Here is a 10,509-nt window from a genome sequence, read left to right on the forward strand (position 1 = left end):
GCCAATACCATAGAAGCGATCATCCTGGGCGCCAATAGGGTCGATGCGACTATGGCGGGACTGGGCCGCGGCGCAGGCAACTGCCCGATGGAGCTGCTCATCGGCTTTCTCCGCAACCCGAAATTCAAACGGCGCCCGGTCTGGAAACTCTTGCAGGACCAATTCGTGAAGCTCCGTGAAAGCATGGAATGGGGTCCTCTCGCGCCCTACATCATCACAGGCCAGCATAACCGTCACCCCCGCGCCGCCATGGAACTTCGTGCCGGGGCCGACAAGGACAACTACGTCGATTTCTACGACAAGATTGTCGGGGATATATAAACCAAAAAAATACGTGACTGATGAGGGCTTTAACGTCCCGCTGAAGCCGACGATTTCAGCCGGGAAGGACTTGTCCGAGTATATGAAGGGAGGCATAACGGCATGACGGACAAACGGGAAAATGGAAAGGGGACAATGATGAATATACCATCAGTTTTAAAGCTGATCGTCGCTATGTTCTTCATCGCAACCCTACCCGCAAAAGTCCACGCCCTTACGCCCGAACAGGTTTTCGATAAGGTCAAGGATTCAATCGTTGTGGTGAAGACCCTGGACGCCCAAGGCAAGGTGAAAAGCCAGGGGAGCGGTGTGCTGCTCCCTTCAGGGAAGATCGCCACCAACTCGCACGTTGTGGAAGGGGGTTCCTCCTACCAGGTAGGCCGGGGCAAACAGTTTGTCTCTGCAACTATTTACGCTGTAGACAGTGATAAAGACATCTGTCTTCTCGATGCCAAGAGTATTACAGGGAAACCGGCACAACTCGGCAAGGCAGCAAGCCTGAAGGTCGGTGTCCCGGTTTATGCTGTGGGAGCGCCGATGGGTCTTGAGCTTTCCCTTTCCGATGGGATCGTCGCGCAACTACGGGGCGGACCGCCTCCCTTTATTCAGACTACAGCGGCTATATCCCCCGGTTCCAGCGGCGGGGGTCTCTTCGATAGGGAAGGCAGGCTCGTCGGCTTGACAACTCTCTATATCGAAGGAGGTCAAAGTCTGAACTTCGCCATGCCCGTGGAATGGATAGGAGAAATCAAGCCGGGCCGTGAACCGGCCGCCGAGGGTCGCAGCCAGACCGAATGGTATAAACGCGTTATCGCCCTTCAAAATTTGAAAGACTGGCAGGGGATGCTCGATTGGTGCCGGAAGTGGACGAAAAGCAATCCGGAAGATGCTGATGCCTGGTTCGGCCTCGGGTTCGCTTATAGTAACCTCAAGCGCTATGATGATGCCATCGATGCCTACCGTCAGGCCTTGCGCATCAATCCGGAGTATGCCGATGCCTTGTGCGGCCTGGGGATCGCTTACTCTGATTTCAAGCGCTATGATGATGCCATCGATGCCTTCCGTCAGGCCTTGCGTATCAACCCGGAATCTGCCGATGTCTGGTACAACCTGGGGTGCACTTACTATAATTTCAAGCGCTACGATGATGCCATCGAAGCCTACCGCCAAGCCCTGCGCATCAATCCGGAGTATGCCGATGCCTGGCACAACCTTGGGGGCGTTTATTACTTCTCCGGCAATCGGACGGCCGCCCTGGAAGCTGTCCGGGAACTACGACGCCTCGATCCGAAACTTGCCGATAAACTTTTCGATCTGATCGTACCGCGTTGATAGAATCGAACGTAACAAATGAAAGCTGACATCATCAGTAAAGGAGGGGTTAATGAAACCGATTGTGATACGGTGTAACGCGTATGAACGTGAGGAGCTTATCATAGCTTTTGCGGAATGTGGCATTAGTACCGAGCGACGGGTACTCCAAAATAAGTTGATGTCGCTTTTTGGGCTAGAAGTATACCATGATTCTCTCTCAGAATTTGTCCATTACGCCAAAGAGTTCGGGGAAAAGCACAGGAAAGTCTTACAAGCTCGTATTGTCGATGCAAATGGCGAAGAAAATCTGATTGACGTGACAGAGAAGAACATCTACCATGACTTGGCTGACAACAAGGGCGATCTGAATATATTTCTCTTTCGAGATAATGAACCAAAAAATGAAAATCCAGAGTAAGAGGCGGTTATTACAAGTTGCCACGATGTCAAGATATGAGGTGTTCTCCTGCGGTTAGGTAGTTTCGGTTTACACGTTGTCCGCTTTAATTAGGTGTACAAGTTCCTCGGTCTGTATCCCAATTTTTAACTTTCCTTGCAAATTTCCTTCTCTTCTCAACCCTCCGCTTGACAAAATCATTTTATGATCTATCTTTATGCAAAGAACACTCTTTCAAATTATATCATAAGGAGAACTGTCTTGAAGATTTCGGAAGGTATTCATGTCGTAGGCGGCGGCCGTCACGGATTCGGCATGTCAAACAAGTTCGATTGTCAAATCTACCTGCTTGAAAATCCCGGTGGGCATGTACTAATAGACGCCGGAGTTGGGCTGGAGGTGGATCGCATAATTAATAATATCAAGAATGACGGCATAAATCTTAATGATATCAAACACCTTTTCATAACACATGTCCATTCCGACCATGCTGGCGGATGCGCTGAGTTGAAAAAACGTCTGGGGCTTAAAGTGTATATATCAAAAGTGGAAGCCCCGATATTGCGTACCGGTGATGAGATCAAGCTTTCTCTCGATATTGCCAAACGTGATGGTTTTTATCCTCAAGACTATGTTTTTCATGGCTGTGAACCTGATGTCGAACTAAATGGCGGAGAGAAATTCACATTCGATGCATTCACGATGGAAACGATCCATGTTCCGGGTCATTCACCCGGCTCCATGTGCTTTCTGGTAAAATGGAATGTAGATGACAAAGTAGAAATACCAGATGATCGGTCATTTGGCAACTTGTTAAATATAGTCCGTGAAAATGAAGCTCTGAAACGTGCTGAAGCGTTAGGACTTGATACAAGCAAAGAAGTGCAAAAAGCAGAAGTAAAGATCGGGAAAAGAGTCTGCCTTTTCCCCGGCGATGTATTGGTACAGGGAGGCAAGCTGATGTTCCAAAACTGTATCGGCTGCGATATGGCCGATATGCGGCGTTCGATGCCGAAGCTCGCCAATCTCGGAGTTCAGGAATTATATCCCGGTCACTATTGTTTTCTGCTTTCTGAGGGACAAAATCATATCGATGCCGCCATCGAGGGACTGCGGCATCTGGTTCCGCCCCCGAACGCCTTATAATACCAAATCGCGATTAATGTTAAAGAAATGCCTTTGTTAAGGCAGCCCCCTAACCCTCAGTCCCTTTCCCCCCGTAGGGGGGCAAGGGAAGTCGTTCCTCCACAGTCATATCCTGCCCCATCCAGGGGGAAGGATGTCCGAAGGACAGGAAGGGGGATTCTTCAAATATCGACTTTTGCAAATGGCTCAATATCTAAAAATGCACAGATCGCTTATGAATCACTTCACCGGATCGGGGGATACTATCCCATCAAGCAACATGAGTTCTCAGCCTTAATGGTAAAAAAAAGCCTGATATGACATTTATTCTGCAATAGTATTCGAGAGATAATCTTTTACTATAACTCTGAAAGAGGAGTACTCCGCATGAAAGTAAAACGATTTCCGCCGCGGCTTTTATTGATCACACTGGCTGTTCTGTCACTGTCGGCTGGCACTGCCCAGTCTTCTCCGGGTCGATGGGAAACCATTCTCTCCGGCGACAACTGGAAGCTCTGGCTGGACAAAAGCGCAAAATGGATCGATGATGACATTTATCTGCCCCCGGTGAATCTGAAGGCGATTCCGGTCAATCCGCCCACATGCGGCTGGGATAAATTCAACGCCACGTTCGATAAAAAAGTGATCGTTCCCGGCACAGTGGAAGGATATTTCTGGGGGGCCGGCGGCAACCCGATCGGCATTGCCGGAGATTACCGCGGAGTGTCCTGGTGGAGCACCACCTTTCGTCTCGACCCTTCGCTCAAAGGGAAGAAGGTCATCATCAATTTCGAGTCGGTGAACCTGCGGGCGGAAGTGTTTGTGAACCGCAGGCTGGTCGGCTATGATGTGATCGGGAATGTTCCGTTCGATGTGGAAGCCACCGGAGCGGTACGGTTCGACGGCGACAACGAGCTTGCGGTGCGGGTGACCGACCCGGTCGGCAATTTCGACTGGAACGACAACGAAATGTACCGATGGGGTAAGAATATGGTTCCTGGCGTCCACGGATTCGGCGGCATCACCGGCCGGGTCACCCTGCGGGCTGTGGATGCGGTCTCCATGGATGACATCTATGTCCAGAACAAGCCCAATCCCACTGAGGCCGAGGTGTTTGTCACCCTGTCCAATATTTCCGGAGCGCCGAAGAATGGGAAATTGTCCCTGGTCATTCACGAGTGGAAAAATCCCGCCAACATGCTGTTAAAAAAAGAGTTGTCCGCATCCGTTCCCTCAGGCGGCAAGACCGTTTCCTTCACGGTGAAAGCGCCCAAAGCGCAGCTCTGGAATATCAGGAACCCGCATCTGTATGTCGCCGCCCTAACATTCAGAAGCGCGGACGGGAGCATCGCCGATACCATGAACAAGCGCTTCGGTTTCCGGTTCTTCACCACCGGAGTCAAAGACAGCGACCAGCGGTTCTACTTGAACGGCAGGCGGGTGTTCATCTTCGCCGCAATGACCCGCGGCTGCTGGGCTGTCACCGGTATGTTTCCGACGCCTGACATGGCGAAACGGGATGTGGATACCACCCTTCAACTCGGATTCAATATGATGCTCTTCCACCGCGCCATCGGGCAGCACCATATCACCGAGCTCTGCGATGAAGCCGGAATCCTCACCTACGAGGAGCCGGGCGGCTACCGCTGCCTCCCCGGACCGGAAAAGATGCAGGAAATCTGGCGCCGTGAAAAACTTCGGAGAATGATCATCCGCGACCGTTCCTTTGCCTCGATGATCATCTATAACCTGAAGAACGAGGCGACTGAGGATCCCAGCGCCGATGACATCCAAAACATGCGCATGGTGCACCAGCTCGACCCATCTCGCATTCTCACCTACAACAGCGACCGCAACCGTAAAATGAGCGCCACCGCGCACCCGGATTCAGACGTCATCAAGCTCCATATGCTGCCGTTCGATGATAAGCTCTATTACAAGGGCTGGTGGGACCAGCATCACTGGAATCCCATTGCCGGGTATGTGGACGATTACTACACCAATCCCGCACTCTACCTGCGTTATAACATCGTAGACGGGCAGCCGGGAAACCCCATCCTTAAAGACGAGATCATCTTCTGGGGCGAGGAAGGCGCGTTCGGCACCCAGCTTCGCCTGGAAAAGATAAAAGAATACATTGAAAGCGCCGCACGTGATCGCGGAAGCGTCAATCCGGGCGGGGGCAGCGGCTGGCGGGAGGGCGAGCACCTGGACTGGTACAATAACTACAGCCGGTTCCTCGATGAGAGCGGGTTACGGGCGGCATTCCCGACCGTAGATGCGCTTACCCTGGCGCTGGGAAAGAACATGCACTACTTCCACGGCCGCATTCTGGAGAACGTGCGCCTTTCAAACATCGCCGATGCCTACAATCTCAACGGCTGGGCCTCGGAAGCCACCCATACCGACATCACCGACACCTACCGTAATCCTACCGGCGACCCGGCCATCCTGCAGTACTACTCCCAGTCGCTCTATATCGCGGTGAAGCTGCGGACGAAGGTTCTCTCGAAGGGCGGCGCGAGCATCGCCGATTTCTACCTCATTAACGAGAAGGATGTGAAAGGACCGCACACCCTCGCAGTGGAGATGGTAGATCCCGGAGGCAAGGCGGTCTATTCGAACAGCTATCCGGTCACCGTTCTCGGCGGCGAGGGATACGGCCAGCCCCTTGTGCTGGGAGTGGAGCTTCCCGCAGTGCAGACGCCGGGATACTACCATCTGAACGCCCGCCTGACCGACAAAACCGGGGTTATAACCACCGGGCATGATGAATTGTTCGCTGCGGATTACAAGACCGGCTCCGGAATCAGGGGCAGGGGAGCGGTCATCGACACCACCGGGGTGATAAACGCCTTTTTGAAAGATAATCGCGGCATAACACTCGAACCCTATGATTCAAAAGTAAACGCATACGATTTCATCATCCTCGGGCCTCATAACGACCGCAGAATCAGGGGAATATACCGCGATATAATGGAAAAGGTAAGCAACGGCGCTACCCTGATTATCCTCGACAACGCCGACAAATGGGCGGAATCTATGGATAACATCTACTCCTTCCAGTCAATCCAGTACTGGGGGAACATGCACTGGGGCAACCGCGGGCGGCTCTTTGTAGGGAAAAGCCCTTACCTCCAGGGGCTTCCCACATCTCAGTGCATGGGCTGGGAATACCAGGACTTCTACCGCGGCGATGTCTGGGGGCTGCACATGGGCTGGCGCGGCCCGGAAACCATCGTTGGCCTGGCCGCCGAGCACCGCAAGGAGATTCTCAACGCCCTTGTTCGGGTGCCGTTCGGCGATGGGCAGATTTTCCTATCCACTCTCAATTTCATGGGCGAGCTGACATCGGCCAAACCCCAGTCGGCGGTTGGAAAGAAATTATTCCTGAATCTGCTGGAAGTGAATCAGAAGAAATAGCCAAAAAAACTGTCTGAACCATTGATTCGTGTGATTAAATTGATAAAAGATGGTGAAGCCTTTTTTAAAAAGTCGTTTTCAAATGAAAAAATGATAAGTTTTATTACTTCAGCCCCCTAACCCTCAGTCCCTTTCCCCCGAAATGGGCAAGGGAAGTCATTGCTCCACAGTCTGTTCCTGCCCCCTCCGGGGGAAGGATGTCCGAAGGACAGAAAGGGGGCTGCTTCAAATATCGACTTTTGCAAAAGCCTCAAGAGAAAAAATGCTTTCATCATATACATCATTCACATCATACGCATCAGTGGTTCAGACAATATTTCAAAATACAACTGAGAGGGGTTCCCTTATGAAACTTCGATGCCCATTCCTTGTAATTCTCACGCTCCTGTACGGTGGCATATCCGCCGCAGTGAGCGAAACGGTGCAAGTTCCGACAGCGGATACAGTGCTCACGACTCTTGACCGTAGCCATCCCCGTCTCCTGGTGAAACAATCTGACCTGGAACATCTCAGGCAGCTTGAGAAAAACGATCCGCTTTTCAAGAAGTACTTCGGGGACGTTCTCAAACAGGCGGATGAATACTGCGGGAGGCCTCCCCTCGAATACATAAAAATCGGCCCGCGCCTTCTCAGTGTCAGCCGTGAATGTCTCGATCGGATGTATGCTCTCGGCATGGCCTGGCGCCTCACGGGGGAGGAGAAGTACGCCCGGAAAGCGGAGGAGGATATTCTCGCGGTCTGCGCATTCCCGGACTGGAATCCCTCGCATTTCCTCGACACCGCGGAGATGTCCCATGCGGTAGGGATCGGCTACGACTGGTTCTTCTCACGGTTCAGCCCGGAGGTCCGTGAAACGGTGCGCCGCGGACTGATCGAGCATGGAATGAAACCCGGGGCGGCTGCCTATACGGGTGTAAATGGTCCCCTGTCGTGGGTGAAGGGCGAGTTCAACTGGAACATGGTCTGCAACAGCGGTCTCCTCATCGGCGCGCTTGCAATTGCGGAAACAGATCCTGAATACGCCCGTATCATCGTTCCCGGCGCGGTGGAATCCATGCCGACTGCGCTTGCGTCCTATGCCCCCGACGGCGCCTGGGGAGAGGGTGGTTACTGGCATTATGCTACCAGATATGTCGCATACGGGCTTTCCGCGCTTGAATCGGCGCTGGGGACCGATTACGGACTCTCGAAGGCGCAGGGGCTCGATGTGAGCGGACTCTTTCCCATCTATACCACCGGCCCGACCGGTCTCTACCTGAACTTCGCCGACAGCAGCGAAAACAGCCGCCGCTCGCCCATGCCCTGCATGTTCTGGGTCGCGCGAACGTTCAAAAACACGTTCATTTCGGACAACGAGCATGCGCTGATGGCTCAGCGCGGTGCATCCGCCCAGCACCTGGTCTGGTATGTTCCTCCTTCTGGTAAGGAAGCGAAAAAACTGGATCTCGACCGACGGTTCAAAGGAAAGGTAGATGTCGCGGTGTTCCGGAGCGGATGGGGCGCCGCCGACCTTTTCGTCGGAGTGAAAGGCGGGTACAACCAGGTCGACCACGGGCATCTTGATCTGGGAAACTTCGAGCTTGATGCCCTTGGAGTGCGCTGGGCGAGGGACCTGGGCTCGGACGACTACAATCTGCCGGATTACTGGGACAGTGAAAAAGGGGGGAAACGGTGGGTCTACTACCGCCTGAACTCGTTCAGCCACAGCGTCCCCCTCCTGAACAACAAAAGCCAGGATGAACTTGGCCGGGCGGAATTCCTGAAATTCCAGTCGAAACCCTCATCCGCCTATGCGGTAATCAACCTGACCTCGGCATATACTCCCGCCGCGAAGCAGGTTGTGAGGGGAATCGCCCTTGTTGGCGGCCGGCGTGCGGTGCTCGTGCAGGATGAATTCGAGCTTGACGCTCCTGCCGACCTCACCTGGGCCATGACCACCGATGCGGAAATTACGCTTCAGGGTGATCATGCCTTCCTGAAGCTGAAAGGCAAAGAATTGATCGCACGGATTCTCTCACCCGTGGGAGCCCAGTTCACCATGGAATCGGCGGAGCAGCAGCCGCCTCAGAGAACGAACCGCGGGGTCAAACGACTCCTTGTGCATCTTTCCGGCAAAACCGGGGCCGTTCGCATGGCGGTGCTCCTGTCCCCGCAATGGGAGAAGGGCGGTGTGGTGACAAAGACAGATGTGAAACAACTTGAGAAATGGTAAAAGCAATTCTATATATGACGACATAAATAATTGCGCATGTTTTGAGTTTTTTAGATCCTGAAACGAGTTCAGGATGACGCGTGTCATGCCGAACTTGTTTCGGCATCTAATCATATCCATCATTTACATCATGCGCATCAGTGGTTCAGACATTATTTCTTCCCCATTTCCCCAACCGTCAACTTCAGCGGATTGTTGTAGAGTAGCGTCTCGGTTTCTACATACTTGGTGAATTCTTCGGGGGTCTTGTTGACCGCGCCTTCGTTCCATGCCCCTGCGATCAGATATTCATATCGGAGATCGGGAGTGACCGGAAGGCGAAAAACATGATTTCCGTTGAATCCCTTTATGTTGCGGTACTCCGGCTTGTATTTGTCCTTGACCACGAGGGCGATGGCCTCGAAACCGACCCGGAAGTCGCGGAATGCCTTGATGGAGCTTCCTGAAAAGGTGAGCGGCGGGTATGGATTTACATTCTTGCCGTACGAGATGACCATGCCGCCTCTGTGCAGGGAGTTGTACTGGTTCATGATCTCACGGATGCCACAGCCGAACATGACCGATTTCCGCACCGGCTCAAGCTCGGTGAAGCGGACATCGCAGGTGGCGTAACTCTTATGGGCGTAAGCGATGTAGGTTTGCTGGAGGGCGTATTCGCCCGCGCCTGAGCGCCAGTTCGTGGTATTCACCCGGATAATGCTGCGTAGGGGGCCGTTTGCGATGACATCGAACGTGTATCGGGTGTCGTGTATCGGGCCTTTGTCGGACCAGGGAGTGAACCGCGGCCTGGAAACCGAATCGGGCATGGACACCGAGTTTTCGAAAAGGCAGATGCCGCCTGCGCCGAAGGTGTTGGCCACCGCCATGATGTCGGTTCCCATCTCCATAGGCATATAGTATCCTCCCAGGTTCCCCTGGTATTCGGGATAGGCGGTGAGCATGGGCTTGCGTTTCCCGTGCATGTCCACATCCGTCGGATACCAGAGCTTCCAGCCGATGTATTCAGCCTCCCAGAACGTCACGATATGACGGCCGTAGTAGCCTATTCCGGCATGGGTCTTGTGCGGGGCGAGGCCGCGCTCGGAGAATTCAATGTAGAGGTAGATGGTCTTGGTTTCCCTGGCCTTGAGATTTGGCATAAAGAAGAGCTCGTCCCAGATGCCGTCATGGTCGATGTCGTCCTGCTGGTATTCAAGAATATGGCCGTTTGTTTCCTTGCGGATAAGTTCCGCGCCCACTTTCTGGAGCTGTTCCAGGGTCGGTTCCGGGTTTGACGGCAGGGAAGGGTCGACCACGGTGATGTACTGCTCCGGCAGGTTCTGGTCGGGAAGCTGTTTACGGCTGATCACCACCGGGCAGTTCGGACGCGCCGTATTGACCGGATTGGTGAGAATGACCTTGATCCGTTTCTTGGGGATGAAATCGTTGCCCTCCGTGTACCAGCCGTCCGCGGAATAACTCAGAAACGCTCCGGTAAAGAGGCCGAGAACACACCAGGCGGCGATTTGTTTGATTTTCATGGCAAAACCTCATGGCAAAAGAGTGACAGGTTGAAAAGGAACTTTTATAGATGGCAAAAATACTTAAGAATTCGGGAATTGGCAATAGAATAGTCCAAACTGGCCATCCCCCATTTTTTATTCGGCGATAGACATGTCATATCACTTATCTTCTCTTTAAACAAAATCCCCCCGCCGCATAAAGCGGCGACCCCCTT

At 53.1% G+C, this 10,509-nt stretch carries 7 protein-coding genes; 6 read left to right on the top strand and 1 reads right to left on the bottom strand.

Going from position 1 to position 10,509, the window contains the following annotated elements; translation table 11 throughout:
• From Q8O92_15325 to Q8O92_15350, 6 genes are all read left to right on the top strand, one after another.
• Window positions 1–321 (top strand): nucleoid-structuring protein H-NS (locus Q8O92_15325; GenBank protein MDP2984688.1); only part of this gene is annotated, 321 nt, incomplete at its 5' end.
• 102 nt (window positions 322–423) lie between these two features.
• On the top strand, window positions 424–1,653 hold the full coding sequence (locus Q8O92_15330) for a tetratricopeptide repeat-containing serine protease family protein (GenBank protein ID MDP2984689.1): 1,230 nt from the start codon (window positions 424–426) through the stop codon (window positions 1,651–1,653).
• Window positions 1,654–1,705: 52 nt separating this feature from the next.
• Window positions 1,706–2,053: a hypothetical protein gene (locus Q8O92_15335; protein ID MDP2984690.1), complete on the top strand. Its 348-nt coding sequence runs from the start codon at window positions 1,706–1,708 to the stop codon at window positions 2,051–2,053.
• A gap of 240 nt (window positions 2,054–2,293) precedes the next feature.
• Complete coding sequence (locus Q8O92_15340) at window positions 2,294–3,178, top strand: MBL fold metallo-hydrolase (protein ID MDP2984691.1); 885 nt, start codon at window positions 2,294–2,296, stop codon at window positions 3,176–3,178.
• 366 nt (window positions 3,179–3,544) lie between these two features.
• Window positions 3,545–6,580: a glycoside hydrolase family 2 TIM barrel-domain containing protein gene (locus tag Q8O92_15345; GenBank protein MDP2984692.1), complete on the top strand. Its 3,036-nt coding sequence runs from the start codon at window positions 3,545–3,547 to the stop codon at window positions 6,578–6,580.
• Window positions 6,581–6,926: 346 nt separating this feature from the next.
• Window positions 6,927–8,792: a heparinase II/III family protein gene (locus Q8O92_15350; protein MDP2984693.1), complete on the top strand. Its 1,866-nt coding sequence runs from the start codon at window positions 6,927–6,929 to the stop codon at window positions 8,790–8,792.
• A gap of 152 nt (window positions 8,793–8,944) precedes the next feature.
• On the opposite strand, the gene Q8O92_15355 is transcribed toward Q8O92_15350, so the two are convergent.
• Window positions 8,945–10,312, bottom strand: a complete 1,368-nt coding sequence (locus Q8O92_15355) for a DUF4861 family protein (protein ID MDP2984694.1) — start codon at window positions 10,310–10,312, stop codon at window positions 8,945–8,947.
• Window positions 10,313–10,509: the final 197 nt, after the last annotated feature.

It is taken from the genome of Candidatus Latescibacter sp., from assembly GCA_030692375.1.
In the GTDB taxonomy this organism is placed as follows: Bacteria; Latescibacterota; Latescibacteria; order Latescibacterales; family Latescibacteraceae; genus JAUYCD01.

Bases quoted from the DNA above. Each gene is read 5' to 3' on its own strand.
- Q8O92_15335 (MDP2984690.1), top strand. From the start codon at position 1,706: ATGAAACCGATTGTGATACGGTGTAACGCGTATGAACGTGAGGAGCTT.
- Q8O92_15350 (MDP2984693.1), top strand. From the start codon at position 6,927: ATGAAACTTCGATGCCCATTCCTTGTAATTCTCACGCTCCTGTACGGT.
- Q8O92_15355 (MDP2984694.1), bottom strand. From the start codon at position 10,312: ATGAAAATCAAACAAATCGCCGCCTGGTGTGTTCTCGGCCTCTTTACC.
- Q8O92_15330 (MDP2984689.1), top strand. From the start codon at position 424: ATGACGGACAAACGGGAAAATGGAAAGGGGACAATGATGAATATACCA.
- Q8O92_15345 (MDP2984692.1), top strand. From the start codon at position 3,545: ATGAAAGTAAAACGATTTCCGCCGCGGCTTTTATTGATCACACTGGCT.